This is a genomic window from Erythrobacter sp. S267, assembly GCF_057365045.1.
The window spans coordinates 283,600-300,265 of the sequence record NZ_CP200298.1 but is presented as its reverse complement, the minus strand read 5'-3'; the positions used below and the strand labels follow the sequence as shown (position 1 = coordinate 300,265).

14 protein-coding genes are annotated in these 16,666 nt (G+C 59.6%); 9 read left to right on the top strand and 5 right to left on the bottom strand.

Annotated features, from left to right (window positions below; all coding sequences use genetic code 11):
- The first annotated feature begins 1 nt into the window (after window position 1).
- The 3 genes from AC0V6X_RS01305 to AC0V6X_RS01295 are packed head-to-tail and all read left to right on the top strand — an operon-like array spanning window position 2 to window position 3,197.
- Entirely contained in the window at window positions 2-1,012 is a 1,011-nt protein-coding gene (locus AC0V6X_RS01305; protein WP_486182786.1) for an ornithine cyclodeaminase family protein, read from the top strand.
- A 53-nt stretch (window positions 1,013-1,065) separates the two neighbouring features.
- A complete protein-coding gene (locus AC0V6X_RS01300; protein ID WP_486182785.1) occupies window positions 1,066-1,977 on the top strand; it encodes an alpha/beta hydrolase family protein in 912 nt (303 codons plus the stop codon).
- Window positions 1,974-3,197 carry a serine hydrolase domain-containing protein gene (locus AC0V6X_RS01295; protein ID WP_486182784.1) on the top strand — a complete coding sequence of 408 codons (1,224 nt, stop codon included), beginning with the start codon at window positions 1,974-1,976 and terminating at the stop codon, window positions 3,195-3,197. The genes AC0V6X_RS01300 and AC0V6X_RS01295 overlap by 4 nt, the downstream gene beginning before the upstream one ends.
- 5 nt (window positions 3,198-3,202) lie before the next feature.
- Here AC0V6X_RS01295 and AC0V6X_RS01290 read toward each other — a convergent pair whose 3' ends face one another.
- From AC0V6X_RS01290 to AC0V6X_RS01280, 3 genes are read right to left on the bottom strand one after another with little or no spacing between them, the layout of a single operon-like run.
- Complete coding sequence (locus tag AC0V6X_RS01290) at window positions 3,203-3,892, bottom strand: glutathione S-transferase N-terminal domain-containing protein (RefSeq protein WP_486182783.1); 690 nt, start codon at window positions 3,890-3,892, stop codon at window positions 3,203-3,205.
- Window positions 3,889-4,626, bottom strand: a complete 738-nt coding sequence (locus AC0V6X_RS01285) for a glutathione S-transferase family protein (protein WP_486182782.1) — start codon at window positions 4,624-4,626, stop codon at window positions 3,889-3,891. Before AC0V6X_RS01285 ends, AC0V6X_RS01290 begins: the two co-directional genes overlap by 4 nt.
- A gap of 23 nt (window positions 4,627-4,649) precedes the next feature.
- Window positions 4,650-5,630, bottom strand: a complete 981-nt coding sequence (locus AC0V6X_RS01280) for a phytanoyl-CoA dioxygenase family protein (protein ID WP_486182781.1) — start codon at window positions 5,628-5,630, stop codon at window positions 4,650-4,652.
- Window positions 5,631-5,821: 191 nt separating this feature from the next.
- On the opposite strand from AC0V6X_RS01280, the gene AC0V6X_RS01275 reads away from it, so the two are divergent.
- From AC0V6X_RS01275 to AC0V6X_RS01255, 5 genes are read left to right on the top strand one after another with little or no spacing between them, the layout of a single operon-like run.
- Window positions 5,822-7,027 carry an FAD-dependent oxidoreductase gene (locus tag AC0V6X_RS01275; RefSeq protein WP_486182780.1) on the top strand — a complete coding sequence of 402 codons (1,206 nt, stop codon included), beginning with the start codon at window positions 5,822-5,824 and terminating at the stop codon, window positions 7,025-7,027.
- Window positions 7,027-7,797, top strand: a complete 771-nt coding sequence (locus AC0V6X_RS01270) for a maleate cis-trans isomerase family protein (protein WP_486182779.1) — start codon at window positions 7,027-7,029, stop codon at window positions 7,795-7,797. The genes AC0V6X_RS01275 and AC0V6X_RS01270 overlap by 1 nt, the downstream gene beginning before the upstream one ends.
- A 14-nt stretch (window positions 7,798-7,811) precedes the next feature.
- Window positions 7,812-8,729 carry a polysaccharide deacetylase family protein gene (locus AC0V6X_RS01265; RefSeq protein WP_486182778.1) on the top strand — a complete coding sequence of 306 codons (918 nt, stop codon included), beginning with the start codon at window positions 7,812-7,814 and terminating at the stop codon, window positions 8,727-8,729.
- Window positions 8,730-8,737: 8 nt separating this feature from the next.
- Window positions 8,738-9,607, top strand: coding sequence for an alpha/beta fold hydrolase (locus AC0V6X_RS01260; protein WP_486182777.1), 870 nt, complete (start codon window positions 8,738-8,740; stop codon window positions 9,605-9,607).
- Window positions 9,600-10,346, top strand: coding sequence for an SDR family NAD(P)-dependent oxidoreductase (locus tag AC0V6X_RS01255; RefSeq protein ID WP_486182776.1), 747 nt, complete (start codon window positions 9,600-9,602; stop codon window positions 10,344-10,346). The genes AC0V6X_RS01260 and AC0V6X_RS01255 overlap by 8 nt, the downstream gene beginning before the upstream one ends.
- Window position 10,347: 1 nt before the next feature.
- Here AC0V6X_RS01255 and AC0V6X_RS01250 read toward each other — a convergent pair whose 3' ends face one another.
- Window positions 10,348-11,862 (bottom strand): aldehyde dehydrogenase family protein, encoded by a 1,515-nt coding sequence (locus AC0V6X_RS01250; protein ID WP_486182775.1) that lies wholly within the window; start codon window positions 11,860-11,862, stop codon window positions 10,348-10,350.
- Between the two features lie 183 nt (window positions 11,863-12,045).
- On the opposite strand from AC0V6X_RS01250, the gene AC0V6X_RS01245 reads away from it, so the two are divergent.
- Entirely contained in the window at window positions 12,046-13,911 is a 1,866-nt protein-coding gene (locus tag AC0V6X_RS01245) for an AMP-binding protein (RefSeq protein WP_486182774.1), read from the top strand.
- Window positions 13,912-14,029: 118 nt separating this feature from the next.
- Here the strand turns inward: AC0V6X_RS01245 and AC0V6X_RS01240 are convergent, their stop codons facing one another.
- The gene (locus AC0V6X_RS01240; RefSeq protein ID WP_486182773.1) at window positions 14,030-16,423 is read right to left on the bottom strand and encodes a TonB-dependent receptor; all 2,394 of its coding nucleotides are present in this window, start codon (window positions 16,421-16,423) and stop codon (window positions 14,030-14,032) included.
- Window positions 16,424-16,666 lie beyond the last annotated feature (243 nt).

Below are 16,666 nucleotides of genomic sequence, written 5' to 3'. Positions count from 1 at the left end.
CATGCGGATTATCCCTCAATCTGCGGTCGAGCGGCTGCTTCCGGTCGGCCCTTGCGTCGACGTTATGCGCGAGGCGATGATCGCGGTCAGCCAAGGCGATGTCTCGCTCCCCATCCGCCAGTTCATGCCAGTGCCCGGAGCGTCCGGTAAGATGGCGATCATGCCCGGCTCGCTTGGCACGGCTGGCACAGCCACGGACGCAAGCTTCGGCATCAAGCTGGTGTGCAAATATGACCGCCCGCTGATTGATGGAAAGCCCGATCCGCTCGGCACGCATGTCGGCATGGTCATGCTGTTCGACAGCGCCAAAGGCGTGCCGCTGGCCATGATCGAAGGCTCGTCCCTGACCGCCATCCGCACCTCTGCCGCCAGCGCGCTCGCCACCCAGCTGATGGCGCGCGAAGATGCGAGCCGGCTCGCCATCATCGGCAATGGCGAGCAGGCGATGCGGCATGTGAGCGCGATGATGGCGGTGCGCCCGATCAGCCAGATCGACGTCTGGGGCCGAGATGCCGCGCGCGCGCAAAGCTTCGCCAAGGCTACCGCCGAATTCACGGGCCTACCCACCCGCGCCCATGCGAGTGTCGCAGAGGCCGTGGCCGAGGCAGACATCATCTGCACCACAACCTCCGCCAAAGAGCCGATCCTCTTCGGCGCGGACCTCAAACCCGGTCAGCACGTGAACCTTGTCGGAGCCGCCATCCCGACCAGCGCTGAAGTCGACAACGAAGCCGTTGCGCGCAGCCGCTTTGTGGTCGACTATCGCCCCGCCGCGATGGCAGCGGCGGGAGAACTTCTCAACGCCATCGAAGACGGCACTGTGACCGAAGCCCATATCGCCGCTGAGATCGGCGAGGTGGCTCAAGGGTCAGTCCAAGGCCGCACCAGCGCTGACGAGATCACGATGTACAAATCGCTCGGCGTCGCGGCGCAGGACTTGGCAGCAGGGCATGCCGTCTGGTGCATGGCGCAAGTCGAGGATGCAGGTGTGGAAGTGGACTTGCTGGGATGAGCGTCTTGCGGTGCCTTGCCGTATCAGCGCTGGCCCTCGGCGCTGTCGCTTGCATGGCTCCTGCACCCACAACCAGCGCGCAGCCCGCCTCCGTCAAAGCCGCCACATGCAGCGAGCGGCTTGCGGGCGAGCACCAGAATATTGAGCTGACGCTGGAGGCGGAAGGCCGCTCCATACCCGTCACTGTGTTTGCGCCTTCCCAGCCGGGCAACTACCCTCTGATCGCTTTCTCCCACGGGGCCTTCGCGGCGCCGGGTCGCTATTCCGCAATGCTCGGACCACTCGCGGGGAGCGGCTATGTCGTCGTCGCCCCGATGCATGTCGATAGTGAGGAGATCGGCCTGCCCGAGCGCCCCTCACCGCAAGAACAATGGCGCACCCGAAATGAGGATATGGCGCTGGCTCTCGCACCTCCGCAGGCCGTCCACGAGGCATTGGCTGAGCAAGGCATCACCATCAAAACCGGCAACGCCATCGCCATGGGCCACAGTTTCGGCGCGCTGATGGCGCAGTTTGCGGGCGGCGCGCGCTCGGTCGATATGCGTGAGAGCGGGTTGGATCTCAGTCAAGCGGGCGTCGCCGCCGTTGTCTCGTGGTCACCGCCGGGCGAAATTCCCGGCAGGCTCGACGCGCAGACATGGGCGAGCATGGCGGTCCCCTCGCTCACCCAGACCGGCACCGCTGACGTGCTGCCCGGCTTCATCGACGATTGGCAGGCGCACAAAGCAAGCTACGACTTCGCGCCCGAAGGCAGCGCTGCCCTTTGGGTGGGTGACGGCGTGGATCACTATTTCGGCGGCATTCTCGGACGAGTGAAAGACGCGCCGGGTGCCACCAATCAAGCGCTTTTCGCCCGAGCGCTCGCAACCAGTTTGCACTTTATCGAAAGCCACAATGGCGCTTCCCTGCCCTGCACTTTAGGCCCTGCCATCCCCGGTGAGAATCTTGAGGACAACGCATCATGACCAATTCGACGCTGTATCGCTCCTTGGCACCTCTGCTGCTCGCCGCTGGCGCGCTGGCAGGCTGTGCCAGCATGCCACCCGCACAATCCACAGCGGTTGAGACCAAGGGCCCCACAGCCCTTACCGATCCGCGCTATTCTGGCCTCGACAATCCGGCGACGCCCGCTGACCTGCCGCAGACAGCAAGCATTTTGGAGGTTGAACGATATCTCCCTTCTTTCGCGCTAACGGCGTGTGAGACCGCGCCAATCCCAAGCAGCGCGCCGCAGGGCACCATGGTTCAAGCCATTGCCGCGGCCCAGACCTATTCGGATGAACAGCGCGGGCTCGGTCTCATCGTGTGGCATCGCGGGGTAGAAATTCACAACGGCTTTCCAGAAGGCATCGATGGCACCACACCCAGCGCCTCTGCATCAATGATGAAGTCAGTTGTCGCCCTGCTTTACGGCATGGCAATCGAGGATGGTGTGATTGGCTCGGTCGATGACCGGATCGGCGATTATCTACCTGAGTGGAACAGCGACCCGAGAGGCAATATCACTCTTCGCCAGATGCTGACCATGTCGGCGGGACTGGGACAGACCAATTTCATGCAGGTCCTGTTCGCGCCCAATATCGGTGATGTTGCACTAGCGATGGAGAAGGTTGGCGAACCGGACACTGAATTTGCCTATAACAACGCAATCACCAAGGTGCTGACCGATGTGCTCGACCGGCAGCTGATCAAGGCAGGGCGCGGCGACTTCCTTGCCTATCTTCAGGATGAATTGTGGTGCCCACTGGGTGCCGGTGACGCGAATATTTGGGTTGATTCAACCGGCAAGGCACGCGGCTATGCCGGTCTGCATGCTGGGCTCGTCGACTACGCCAGGATCGGAGAATTGATCCGCAATAATGGCATGGCCGATGGCAAGCAGATCGTACCGGCTGAATGGATCGCAGAGATGGCAAAACCATCAGCGGTAAACCCGCAATATGGTCTGCATGTGTGGACCGCTGGCGCCTACACACAGCGGCGTGCTTACTCTGCCGCGAACCCGATCCAGATCCCGCATGGTGAGCCTTTCGAGGCAGACGACATCGTCTATTTTGACGGTTTTGGCGGGCAGCGCGTTTATGTGATCCCCTCTAGGGAACTGGTCATTGCGCGCTTTGGCGAGGTCAATCTGCAATATGACGATGCGGTTATCCCGAACCTGCTGACGCGGGCTTTGGACTGATCGGATCAGGTGCGGTTGAAGAAGGCCTTCTTGGTCTCTTCACTGGGATTGCCAACCTTCATATCGTCTTTCAGCACTGCCATACCGCGCTGGACGCCCGGGCGCGCTTCGACTTTCTCGATCCACGCGGCGACATTCGGGAACTTCGCGATGTCGACCCCGTGCAGCGCCTGCTGGCGGGCGTCCATCCACGGATAAGTGGCCATGTCGGCAAGGCCAAAGTCCTGTCCCGGTGTCATCCAATCGTTTGCGCCAAGGTGCCGGTCGACGAGGCCGTATAGCCGCTGGACCTCGCCCGAATAGCGCGCAATCGCATAGGGCACTTGCTCATCCGCATAGCCGCGAAAATGGCCGCATTGGCCAAACATCGGGCCGATATTGGCGCATTGGAAGAAGACCCATTGGGTGAGGACGGATTGCTCCGCAAGGGTCTCCGGCCAGAATTGCTGCGTCTTTTGCGCGAGATAGAGCAGGATCGCGCCGCTTTCGAAGACCTCGTGCGGCTTCCCGTCCGGCCCGTCGTGATCGACAATGGCGGGCACGCGGTTGTTGGGGCTGATCGCGATGAAAGCGGGGTCGTGCTGTTCGCCCTGCAAGATGTTGATCGGTTTGACCTGATAGTCGAGCCCGAACTCCTCCAGCGCTATGGAGATCTTGTGCCCATTGGGCGTCGGCCAGAAATAGAAATCGATCATTGGGCATTTGCCTTTTGCGCGGCGAGGACTTCTTGCACTGCGTTCTGGAGCCGCTGCGCCGAAGTGTCGCCGGTGAAGTCGACATTGTAGTGCGATTTGACGGAAGGACGCTCGCAGGCTTCGTCATACCAATCGGACAAAGCCGCCCTGCCCTCGCGCCAGTTGAAGTTGGGGTAGAGCGGGTCTTTCGCCTCATAGAACTCCGCGCGGAAACCGAGATAGCTGATCGCGTGCAGCATGGCCGCGTGGCCGATATCGAAGCGGTCCCAGCCCTTAGCGGCCTCTGCATCCATCCAGTCGAGCGAGCGGATGAATTTGGGCCACATCCGCTCAAACACTGTGGGGTTCCACTGCTCAGGCTCCTGCCATTGCTCGGCGACCATCTGCACCGTGCCTTCGAAGATCGTGTCCGCCATCGCAAGCCGCGTGATCGCGTCCCAGCGTGCAGGACCGGGGTCGGGATACATCTTCGCCGCCTTGGAATGCGCATCGAGATATTCGCACACTGCCTGGCTGCCGAAGATCACTTGGCCGGTATCCGTGGCCAGAGTGGGCACTTTGCTCAAAGGGTTGATCGCGGCGATGGAGTAGGCCTCGCCCTGATCTTCCCCGTCCAAATTCTTGAACGGGAAGGTCGCGATGAAGTCGATCTCCTCCCACAGCCCGCATTCATACGCGGTCACCAGAACCTTGTGAATGAAGGTGTGGAATGGGGAGTAGAACAGTTTCATCATCGGGGGCCTCCCTTCAGGTGAGATCAGTGCGCGCCGACCTTCTTGTGGTCGGGGGAGACGTCTTTGGCGGAGAGGACGCCTGCGTCTTCCTTCTCCTTCATTTTCTTGAAGGTGTCGTATTCGTTGACCCCGCCCATGTCGCGCTTGGGCCAGCGGGTTGCGAAGCCACGTGGATACTCACTGTCGTCGTCGCGGCGGCCATCTTCGGACCAAAGCAGCGGGAAGAGCGGGCCCTCGGGCTTTTCACCGTCGAGCATCTCGTCAAAGCTGACGCCTGCAATGTTGAGGCAGTCAGGGCGCGGGGCCCAGCGAATATCGTCGCCGAACACGCGCTCAGAGATAGCAACGCGCCAATCGTCGGTCGGATTGCCGGCTGAGTAATGCAGCACCCAGGGGTGGACGATCAGCATATCGCCGGGGTCCATCTCCCATTTGAGGAAGCGCAGACCCTCTTCACCCCGGCGGCTCTCAATATCAGGGTGCGGCACGCGGTCGTCAGGCTTGATCATCTTGCGCGCATTGGGGCTGAACAGCCAATAGGGCACATCGTCATTCTGCGTACCGGCGAGCACTTCGAGGCAGTTTTCCTCCACTATCGGCGTCAGCGGAATCCAGAGCGAAGGCACCATCTTGCCCTCCACCGGAAAAGCCATGCGGTCGCAATGCCACAGGGTCGCGGCGTCCGATTGCGGAGGCTTGGCGAAGAATTCATCGAAGAAGAAACGAATTTCCTTCGACTGGAGCACCTTCCCCGCCGCCTCTGCCACCGGCCCTTCGAACATCAGCTTGCGATAGTCCGGCAGGCAGCGCGCCATATAGCGGCCCGGAATGGTCGGGAGCAGACCCACATCCTTCTTCTCGACGATGACTTCGCGCGCTTGCTCAAGCAGCGCCTCAACCCATTCCTGATTGAGCACCTTGCGAATGCACACCGCACCGTCGCGGTTGTAGGTGTCGATGTCGTCTTGCGTGATCTCAACAAGGGGCGAGGTGTTGCGAGGCATCTTTCAAAGGCTCCTTTATTCGCACAAAAGCTACGCCATCACCGCTGATGTTTAAGCTCAGCGCCCAATTCTAACCACCGAACGGATAATGACGCCTCCGCTTACCGCACAGCGGAGACGCGGGCCAATTCCGCGCCGAATGCTCCGCCGCGCCCGTATTGATGATGGCGGGATACAAATCGGAGCTTTGAATGAAAGAGTATCAGACCAAAGTCGTTGTCGCAGGCGCAGGTCCGGTCGGAACAGTGGCAGCCTATCTGCTTGCCCAACAAGGGATCGAGGTTGTCCTCGTCGAAGCGCAAGAGGATTGCGCTCTCGACCTGCGTGCCTCAACCTTCCACCCGCCGACCTTGGAGATGCTCAACGACTTCGGGATCACTGAGAAACTGATCGAAATGGGTCTGAAAGCGCCGGTCTATCACTTCCGTGAGCGCAAATCGGGCGAGGTGATCGACTTTGACCTCTCTGAAATTGCCGACCTCACCCCCTTCCCTTTCCGCGTCCAGTGCGAGCAGTATCACCTGTCACGCATGCTGTCCGAAGCGGTGCGCGATGAAGACGGGGCAGAAGTCCTGTTCAACCACCGTGTCGTGGGGTTTGAACAGGATGCGAAGGGCGTTGACGTCTATGTCGAAAGCCCGACCGAGATCGTGAAGATCAACGCGCAATATCTGATCGGCGCGGACGGATCGAACTCCATGGTGCGCAAATGGATGGGCACCGGCTTTGACGGCTTCACCTATCCAGAGCGCTTCTTGTGCTACACGTCCAAAGTGCCGCTGGAAGAGCATTTGCCCAACCTGTCTTACGTCAATTACGTCTCTGACCCGGATGAATGGATGGTGTTGCTGCGCGTGCCTTCGCTGTGGCGCATTCTGGTGCCTGCCAAGGACGAGATGTCGGACGATGAGCTGCGCGCCGACCCCAAAAAGAACGAAGTGTTTGACCGGCTGCTCGGCAATGGTGAAGCGGTGGAAACCGTTCACCGCACGATCTACCGCGTCCACCAGCGCGTGGCGAAAAGCTTTGTCGACAGACGCGTGTCGATCATTGGCGATGCAGCCCACCTCAACAATCCCATCGGCGGCTTTGGCATGAACAGCGGCATCCATGACGCGTTCAATCTATGCGAGAAGCTTGACGGTATCTTCAACCACAACATGGACGCAAGCGAACGGCTGGGCCTGTTCGACCGCCAGCGGCGCACGACGACGCATGATTTCATTCAGGCGCAGACGATCAAGAACATGGAGTTCCTGTCTGATGGTCAGGGCAAGCTGCATGAAAAGCGCAAGGCAGAGTTCCTCTCGATCAAGGAAGACCCGGTCAAACGCCGCGAGTTTCTGCGCCGCCAAGCCATGATCCAATGTTTGGAAGATGAGAAAGCGATTGCCTGATGTCCGTATGGCCACGACCCAATCCTGACGTTCAGGGCCACCGCCGCTTGTTCGGCGTGCTCGGCCCCTCGACCAACACGATTGTCCAGCCCGACTTTGATGATCTGCGCGTGCCCGGCGTCACCAACCATTACAGCCGCATTGTCGTCGATGATGCGCAGGCAATCTCTGACGAAACCTTTATGGCGGGGACTTTGGAGATCAGCCGCAACACGCTCGACGCAGTGCGCGGCGTGCTGACCTGCAATCCCGATTACCTCGTCATGGGCATGTCCGCCGTTACCTTTTACGGCGGCGCGAAGGGCGCGGAGGAATGGCGGCAGAATATTGAAAGCGCTTCGGGCTTGAAGCTGTGCACCGGATCGCAATCGCTGATCGAAGCCTTCAATGCCTATGGCGGCAATATCAAAAAGATCGCCGTCCTCTCCCCCTATTATCCCAGCGCCAATACGCAGGTCGCGCATTTCATGTCCGACCACGGGATAGAGGTCGTGCGCGACACTTGCCTCAAATGCCCCAGTTGGACGAGCATCGCGCAAGTGCCCACCGCGACCTTGCGCGAAGAGCTGCACAAGCTGGACGGTGATGACGTTGACGCGCTGGTGCAAGTCGGCACCAACCTGTCAATGACGCGGTTGGCAGCGGCGGCGGAACTCTATCTCGGCAAGCCGGTCATCGCGATCAACACCGCGACTTATTGGAACGCTCTGCGGCAGAACGGCATTACAGATAGAGTGTATGGCTTCGGGCGCCTGCTTGAAGAATTCTAGAGGACCCAATCTCCATGTTTGAATATGATTATGTGCCCATTTCGAAGCGCGCTCCGCTGAAATGGCCGGGCGGCGCAAAGGTCGCTTTGATGATGACCATCAATCTTGAGACCTGGGACCTCGTCAAGGATACGGACAAGCCATACTATGCGGGCGGCCCTGCTTTGCTTCCCAACGCGCTCGCAGGCCGCATTCCGGATTATCCGAACTATTCCTGGCGCGAATACGGCCAGCGCGTGGGCGTGTGGCGCATGTTCGATATGTTCGATGAAATGGGCGTCAAACCCGCTTGCACCGTCAATGCAGTGACTTTCGAGCGGCGCAAGGAAATGGCCGATGCCTGTCTGACACGCGGCGGGGAGCTGATTGCTCACAATTATGAGCAGGGCGAATTGCTGACCGATTTCCACGACGACATCGACACCGAACGCTCCATCATTCAGCGCTCTGTCGCAATGTATGAGGAACATACCGGCCGCAAGCCGAAGGTCTGGTTGTCGAGTTCCTTACGCGGAACGCTCAACACGCCGACCATCCTGGTTGAGGAAGGGTTCAAGGCCTATTGCGACATCATGAATGATGACCAGCCCTACATGATCCGGACCGATGCTGGCCCGATGGTGGCGACGCCCTATTCCAACGTCATCAACGATTTCACCATCCTGACCCGCAACGCGCGCACGACCGATGAATATCGCGATCTGCTGATCGAGGAGCTGTCGGTGCTGCATAAGGAAGGTGCGACCAGCGGGCGGATTATGAATGTCGGTCTGCACCCGCATGTCTCGGGCCGCGCTTACACGATCAGGGCTCTGCGCGAATTTATCGAATATGCGCAGACGCTTGATGGGATCTGGTGGGCCACGCGAGAGGAGATTGCCGACTGGTATGTCGACAATCACGAGAGCCATTTTCCGGGTCAGTTGGGTTAGCGGAAAGGTTGAACGGTTTGGTTTCTCCGCCGATCGACCCTGCCATTGATAAGGCTTACGTCCGAATAGCGGAGGGGCAGTTGCACCTGCGCTATCAAGCCGGTGATGAAGCAGCCCTACCGCTCGCCATGATGCATGCTTCGCCCGCCTCATCGCGGTCGCTGGAACCGCTGATGGAGGCGCTGGGGGCACTTGGGGCCGCGCATCCGCTCTATGCCTTCGACACGCCGTGCAACGGGCAATCCTGTGCGCCGCTAGTGACGGAGCCTGCGATGGCAGACTTTGCCGACATGCTGGCACGCGGGGCTGAGGCGGAGGGACTGGAGAGCTTGGCGCTCTATGGCACGCATACCGGCGCGCATATCGCGGTGGAGTGGGCGCTGGCTCGGCCTGAGCAGGTGAAGGCGCTGGTGCTGGATGGCGTGGCTTTGCTGGACGATGCGACGCGCGCGGAATTCCTTGAGAAATATGCTCCGCACAAAACCTACCAACCGGACGGAGCGCAATTTCCATGGGCGTGGAGCTTCATCCGCGATCAGATGCTCTTCTTTCCGCATTATAATAAGGATTTCAATGCTTTGCGGGCAGGCGGGACGCTCGATCCGCAGCTTCTTCACACCCTCACCACGGATGTACTTCATCAACTAACCCACTACCACAAACCCTACGAAGCAGTGTTCCGCCACACCATCAGATCCGCTCTGAAAAGTCTAACCGTCCCCACTCTGATCCTCGGCGACAACGAAAGCGCCCTCGATCCCGCCACTGCCGAAGTGGCTGAATTGGTGCCGGGAGCCAAGACAGTTCCAAACTGCGCAACCCCTCAAGCCAAAGCGCAAGCGATCGAGCAATTTCTGACAGAGTTGGACCATGGATAAACCCATCTACCTCGTAGCAGGTGCCAGCTCCGGCATGGGCCGCGCCACAGCGCACTATCTCGCCAAACACGGCGCGCATGTCATCGTCGCCTCCCGCCGTGAAGAGGCCTGCGTTGAAGTGGCTGAAGCGATTTCCGAAGCAGGCGGCAGCGCCTCGCCCCAAGCCTTTGACGGCACCGATGCGCAGTCCGCCGCCGACCTGATCGCGTGGATCGAAAGCGAGTTTGGAGTGCTCAACGGCGCATTCAACAATCTCGGTGATACAATCGGCGACGGCCCTCTGCATGAACTGCCGCTCGACCGCTGGCGCGCAAGCCTCGCTGTCAATCTGGATGCGGTGTTCCTCCTGATGCGTGGGGAGATCCCCCTGCTGATCAAGAGCGGCGGCGGAGCCATAGTCAACAATTCCTCGACCGGAGGACTGCGCGGCACGCGGGGCATGGCAGATTACTCGGCGGCGAAGTGGGGGCTGATCGGCCTCACCAAATCCGCCGCGATCGAATATGCCTCGCAAGGCCTTCGGATCAACGCAATCGCACCTGGCATCACTCAGACCGAAAAGTTCGTCGCAATCGAGAAGAGCATCCCCGAAGTGTTCGAGAATCTCCGCGCCGAGACACCCATCGGCCGGTTCGGCGATATGGACGAAATCGCCGAGACTGTACGCTGGTTGCTCACCGATGCGCCTGGCTATCTCATTGGGACAGTGATCCCCATCGACGGCGCGCGCACAGCCTGACCTAGTAGATTGAGCAGACCGTCTTCAGCTCGAGATAGTTCTCCAGCGCGGCTTGCCCGCTATCCCGGCCCCAGCCTGACTGCTTCATTCCGCCAATCGGCAGCGACGCATCATACATGGCGTGGCTGTTGATCCACACCGTCCCTGCCTTGATCCGGTTGGCGAGGCGCAGTGCGTTGGAATGGCTTTCGCTCCACACGCCCGCAGCTAGGCCATAGTCGCTGTCATTTGCAGCTGCGACCACTTCATCAAGGTCGTTGAATTTGCTGGCCACAAGCACCGGGCCGAACACTTCCTCGCGAACAATCTCCATGTCGGGTGCCACATCGGTCAGCACAGTCGGCGTGACAAAGCTGTCGTTGGGACCAGCGACTTTGCCCCCACAAAGCACGCTGGCCCCGGCCTTGCGGCCACCTTGAATGAATTCGCCAACCTTTGCCGAGTGCTCCTTCGAGACGAGCGGCCCCATCTGCGTCGACTGGTCGAGGCCGTGGCCAAGCTTGATCCCTTGCGCGATGGTAGAGATGCCGTCGACCACGCGGTCGAACAGGTTTGCATGGCAATAGAGACGCGAGCCGGCGATGCAGACCTGGCCCCCGTTGAAGAAGATGGCATTGGCCGCACCCTGGATGGCGGCTTCGACATCGGCGTCATCCATGATGATGACCGGGGATTTTCCGCCCAGCTCCAGAGTTACCTTCTTTAAGTTGCCTTTGGCCGCAGCGAGGATCCGCCGGCCTGTCGCGGTCGATCCGGTGAAAGCCACCTTATCCACCTGAGGATGTTCGGCGAGCGCCTGTCCGGCCTCCGCTCCATAACCGCAAACGAGGTTGATGACGCCATCGGGAAGCCCGGCTTCCGCCATCAACTCAACCAGTCGCACCGCCGTTAGAGAGGTGTTCTCCGCCGGCTTCAGCACGACGGCGCACCCCGCTGCAAGAGCGGGTGCGAGCTTCATTGCAGTCAGAACCAAAGGCGAGTTCCAAGGAACAATCGCACCGACAACGCCGATGGGTTCTTTCTGCGTGAAGGCGAAGACTTCCTTGCCTTCGGGCTGGTAGTTGATCGACGTCGGGATCGTCGCGCCTTCGATTTTCGTCGCCAGGCCCGAGAAATAGCGGAACTGGTTGACCGCGCCCGGGATCTCGGCCCAGCGCCCGACATAGAGAGCCTTGCCCTGATCCAGCGTTTCGAGCTCTGCCAGCTCATCAATATTGGCCTCGATCAGGTCGGCGATTTTCCAGAGAACCTTGCTACGCTCCATCGGAGTGATGCCCGACCAGCGGCCATCGTCAAAGGCGCGGCGCGCGGCGGTGACGGCGGCGTCAATATCAGCAGCGCCCGAGCGCGGCAGGTGCCCAAGCGTTTCACCGGTCGCAGGGTCCAACGTGGCAAAACTCTCGCCCGTGGCTGCCGGCTTCCACTCGCCGTCAATGAAGTTGGCGTAGTTCTGGCGCGCCAGGAAGGCTCCGGTGGCTTCGCTGTGATCGGGTTTGGTGAATGCAATTTCGGTCATGCGGTCGCCTTATCGTGAAAACGCTCATCGGCATATTGCCGCCTCCTCCTTGCGAAGGGAGACAATGCAGACAAATCTCCGAGGGGTGGACAATAGCGCGGGCCGCTTGGCCTGCCGCATGATGTTGCGCAAAGTCAGATCAGAGCTGAATCCAGCGAGAATTCGGGATTGAGGATGAACCCCATGAATTATGACACCACCTATCGCGCCAGCCTTGATGACCCGAGCGGCTTCTGGCTCGACGCTGCCAAGGCTTTGGACTGGAGCCAATTTCCCGCGACTGGCCTCGAGCATCACGACGCCGCATGGTTCGCCGACGGAACGCTCAATCTGTGCCACAACGCGGTGGACCGTCATGTGTCGGCGGGTCGCGGAGATGACACGGCGCTGATCTATGAGAGTCCCGTCACTGCCACAGCCGCGACCTACTCTTTCGCAGAGCTTCAGGACGAGGTTGCGCGCACCGCCGGAATGCTCACCAACCTTGGGGCTTCCAAGGGAGAGCGGGTCATCATCTATATGCCGATGATCCCGCAAGCGGTCTTTGCCATGCTCGCCTGCGCGCGGATCGGTGCAGTGCATTCGGTCGTTTTCGGAGGGTTCTCTGCCGCTGAACTCGCCAAACGGATCGACGATTGCGAACCGGTGCTCATCCTCACCGCAGCTTGCGGGATCGAAGGATCGCGTGTGATCCCTTATAAACCGATCATCGATGAGGCACTGGATCTTGCCGAATGCGCGCGGCCGAAAGTGGCGTTATGGCAGCGCGAGCAGTGCGAAGTGGATCTGCCCGACCAGCGAGATGTGTCTTGGCAAGCGGCGCTTGAAAAAGCCTCTCCCGTTCCTTGCGTAGACGTCGCGTCCGACCATCCGCTCTATATCCTCTACACCTCAGGCACGACCGGAAAGCCGAAAGGCGTGGTTCGCGAAACTGGTGGCTATGGCGTTGCACTCGCATGGTCGATGCCCAACATTTACGGCGCGCAATCGGGCGAGACCTATTGGGCAGCCTCCGACATTGGCTGGGTCGTGGGGCATTCCTACATCGTCTACGGACCGCTGCTGAACGGCAATGCGACCGTGTTGTTTGAGGGTAAGCCGGTGGGCACGCCTGACGCGGGCGTCTTTTGGGAGATCGTTGCCAAGCACGATGTCCGCACGCTCTTCACCGCCCCAACCGCGATACGAGCGATCCGCGCAGCCGACCCGAAGGGTGAGTTGTTGGCCAAGGCCGCGCCTGATTGCTTGCGCGCGCTGTTCCTCGCGGGCGAGCGCGCTGATCCGGACACTGTCGAGTGGATCGGTGCTCAACTTGAACGCCCCGTGATCGACCATTGGTGGCAGACCGAGCTCGGCTGGCCTGCGCTTGCCACCTGCATTGGGCTTGGTAGCGAGCCCGCAGCGATTGGTGCAGCGGGATACCCAGTGCCCGGCTTTGCCTTCGATGTGCTCGATGAAAGCGGGCAGTCTGTCGAGGCCGAGACGACCGGCAATCTGGTTATCCGGAAACCACTCGCGCCCGGCAGCTTTCGCACATTGTGGCAGGACAAGGCAGGATTTGACGGATACTTTTCCGCTTTTGAAGGCGTGTATGCGACCGGTGATGCGGGTGTGAGAGGCACTGATGGTGCATACCGCGTGATGGGGCGCACTGATGACATCATCAACGTCGCCGGACACCGCCTCTCGACCGGTCAGATTGAGGAAGTCGTCGCTGGCTGTCCAAGCGTTGTCGAATGCGCCGTTATCGGAGGCTCGGATGATTTGAAGGGAGAGGTTCCGGTCGTCTTCTTCGTTGCCGCGGCCGGAAGCACAAACCAACCAGATCGTGAGATCGTCGAGGCTGTGCGCTCTCAGATCAGCGCGATTGCTTCACCGCGCGATTGCATCGCACTGGATGCCCTACCCAAGACCCGTTCGGGCAAGATCCTGCGCAACTTGCTCCGCGCTATTACCAACGGGGCGGCTTTTATGATCCCGCAAACGATCGAGAACGCGGCGGTGGTTGACCACGTCCAGACCCGCTTTGATGAGCATCGCGCGAGCTAACTCTCTCGACCACAACAGAAAGGCGCGGCGCACTAGACAAAAGTGCGCCGCGCCTTCGTGTGAGGTGGCTGGGGGAGCTCACGTCCCGGTGAAGCCCCCGCCAACTCAGATATAAGCCCTAGAAGTCGACCGAGGCGCTCACACCCATGGTCCGCCGCTCACCGAAGAACTGACCGTAAGTGTTGCCGAATGGCAGAAGCACCACGAAGGCATTCGAGGTGTAGGCCTCGTCCAGCAAGTTCCGCGCCCAAATGCGCACGGTGTAGCGATCATCAAAGGTAATCCCCGCACTCGCATTGACGAGGAAACGCGACGGGATGATTGCCAAATTGGCGCTATCCGCGAAGAAGTCGCTCTGCCAGCTCGCATCACCGCGCACGAAGTAGGTGTTGTTGGAGCCAAAGTCGCCATCCCATTGTGCTCCAAAGGAAGCCTGGGTCGGGGCCTGACGCTCCACCTCGTTGCCACCGATATTGCCGTTGGTGTTGCAGACAATGTCATCGCACGGAGCAGACACACCTGGCACACCGCGGCTGAAGCGGCTGTCGACCGTGTCGTCCGAGTAGGTAGCTTCAGTGTGGCTGAAGGTCGCATCGAAGCTGAGGTTGTCGGACGCTTGCCAGCGCGTCGCAACTTCGAAGCCGTAGACCTCGGCATTGCCTAGGTTCAGCGTGATCGAAGGCACGTTCGGATCGGCTGGGTTTGCCGGATCCTCATCCGCTGCGTTGACCTGAATGTCGGTCCAATCGGTGTAGAATACCGATGCGTTGAAGATCAGGTCACCGTTCATCAACGTGCTCTTGAAGCCGAGCTCATAGGTCCAGTTCTGCTCGGGATCGAACACCGAGTCTTCAACCTGGCGTGCGGTCACGTTGAAGCCACCGGCCTTCGCGCCGCGCGCAACCGAGCCGAACAGCAGCACATCGGGATTGAGCTCATAATCGACGGTGAACCGCGGAGTGAATTCCTTGAACGTGTCGTTCAAAGTAATCGCTCGGCGATTGTCGATTGCAGTGATCTCGGTTTCCGAATAGCGGCCTTCCGCGCCCAGCGTCAGGCGGCCATCGCTCGATGTCCAGAACAGCTCACCAAAGACAGAGACCACCTCAGTCTCGGTGTCTTCATTGGCGAGAAGGATATTGAACGGGCCAAATACATCGAGGTTGGGAACCGGCGTTCCGATAAGCGGATCGAAATTGTTCGCATCGGTGATGGGCGCCAAGTTAATCGAGCTGAACCGGTTGCGGTCACGGCCATCAGACAAGAAACCGCCGACGGATGCGCGGATCGTATCGTTGTCGAACGTCAATCGCGCTTCGTGGGTATCATAGTCGATGTCGCCAACCGGGGTCTGCTGGAAGTTGCAGAGCGGCGTGACGATGTTGACCACCGTACCGCAATTGATGGGATCAGGCTCACCACTGGTGCCGATATTCACATCACCCTGAACCTTACCGAAGATGTAGTTGAAGGTAAGCGTGTCAGTCAGCTCTGCGTTGAGTTCCAACCGGAAGATATCAGTCTGAGCCTGGTTTGCGAAACTGCGAGGATCGGTCAGAACGACGTCCGCTGGGTCAGGCAATTCGCCAACGACCAGCGGGAAAAACGCGCCGAAGCGCGTCGCGCCGCCATTGGTGATCGGCGTCAAGCCGAGGCTGGCTTCAGGATCGAGAATACCGCCTGTGCTGTCGGCAAAATAGCGCGATGCGCGCGCTTCGTTCTCTGTTTCGAAACGGTTGTAAGAGCCCTCAAGCGTGATGCCATCGGTGAACTCGATAATCGCTGACGCCGAAACCGCCTCATTATTCCAGCCACCGACATTGCCGACTGTGCCGGGATCGCCGTTTAGGTTGAGCGAATCGGCGAAGGGGTGGAGGTTTTCCCAAGAGCCATCGAATTCGGAGGAATCATAGCTGAAAGCAAAGGCAAAATAGTCCACGGGCGAGAAGTTGATGAAGGCCCCAAAATCGCGCCGCTCATCGGTACCAATGGTGCCGTCAATCGTGCCCGAAATCTCTCCGGTGGCTTCGGCCTTCTTCGGAATATAGTTGATCGCACCTGAGAACGCGTTGCGACCATAACGTGCACTTTGCGGACCTTTGACGATCTCAACCCGTTGCAGGTTGGTCGTTCCAATATCAACGGCCCAAGAGCGCGGAATGTAGATGCCATCAAAGAAGGTGGAGACGTTCAATTCCAACGCCGTCACACGCGTGGTCGCCTGACCGCGAATGGTTGGTTGGGCGAAACCGCCAGAGAAATCCTCAAAGCTGAAACCCGGAGTGAAGCGCGCCACATCGTCGAGCTCTTGGATGCCGCGAGCCTGAATGGCCTCTTCGTCAAAAGCTGTGATCGCCAGCGGAACATCTTGCAGATTTTCCTCACGAAAACGTGCGGTCACGATAATGACGTTGCCACTGTCCTCTGCCTCAGTCGCTTCTTCTGCGTCCTGAGCATAGGCGGCAGTGCTCATGCCTCCCAGCAGCGCCACCGTCATTCCAGTTGTAGCCAAGAACCGGGTCGCTTTTGAGAATTTCATTGTACCTGCCATCGTGGGCACCTCCATGGTTAAACAGATGACACTTTCGTGAATTGTGGCCTGCATGGTACTCTAGGGAATTCCCCCCATTTATCCGGTCGGCGGTTAGACAGACCTCCTGACCGCTCGATTTTCTCCAGAATCTCCATTGTGCAGAGAAATCGAGCAGCCCCTACAGACGCATTATCCAAACGCGTCGGCACGAGTGTTTGATCC

Bases quoted from the DNA above. Each gene is read 5' to 3' on its own strand.
- AC0V6X_RS01245 (WP_486182774.1), top strand. From the start codon at position 12,046: ATGAATTATGACACCACCTATCGCGCCAGCCTTGATGACCCGAGCGGC.
- AC0V6X_RS01305 (WP_486182786.1), top strand. From the start codon at position 2: ATGCGGATTATCCCTCAATCTGCGGTCGAGCGGCTGCTTCCGGTCGGC.
- AC0V6X_RS01300 (WP_486182785.1), top strand. From the start codon at position 1,066: ATGGCTCCTGCACCCACAACCAGCGCGCAGCCCGCCTCCGTCAAAGCC.
- AC0V6X_RS01295 (WP_486182784.1), top strand. From the start codon at position 1,974: ATGACCAATTCGACGCTGTATCGCTCCTTGGCACCTCTGCTGCTCGCC.
- AC0V6X_RS01265 (WP_486182778.1), top strand. From the start codon at position 7,812: ATGTTTGAATATGATTATGTGCCCATTTCGAAGCGCGCTCCGCTGAAA.
- AC0V6X_RS01250 (WP_486182775.1), bottom strand. From the start codon at position 11,862: ATGACCGAAATTGCATTCACCAAACCCGATCACAGCGAAGCCACCGGA.
- AC0V6X_RS01255 (WP_486182776.1), top strand. From the start codon at position 9,600: ATGGATAAACCCATCTACCTCGTAGCAGGTGCCAGCTCCGGCATGGGC.
- AC0V6X_RS01275 (WP_486182780.1), top strand. From the start codon at position 5,822: ATGAAAGAGTATCAGACCAAAGTCGTTGTCGCAGGCGCAGGTCCGGTC.
- AC0V6X_RS01270 (WP_486182779.1), top strand. From the start codon at position 7,027: ATGTCCGTATGGCCACGACCCAATCCTGACGTTCAGGGCCACCGCCGC.
- AC0V6X_RS01290 (WP_486182783.1), bottom strand. From the start codon at position 3,892: ATGATCGATTTCTATTTCTGGCCGACGCCCAATGGGCACAAGATCTCC.
- AC0V6X_RS01285 (WP_486182782.1), bottom strand. From the start codon at position 4,626: ATGATGAAACTGTTCTACTCCCCATTCCACACCTTCATTCACAAGGTT.
- AC0V6X_RS01280 (WP_486182781.1), bottom strand. From the start codon at position 5,630: ATGCCTCGCAACACCTCGCCCCTTGTTGAGATCACGCAAGACGACATC.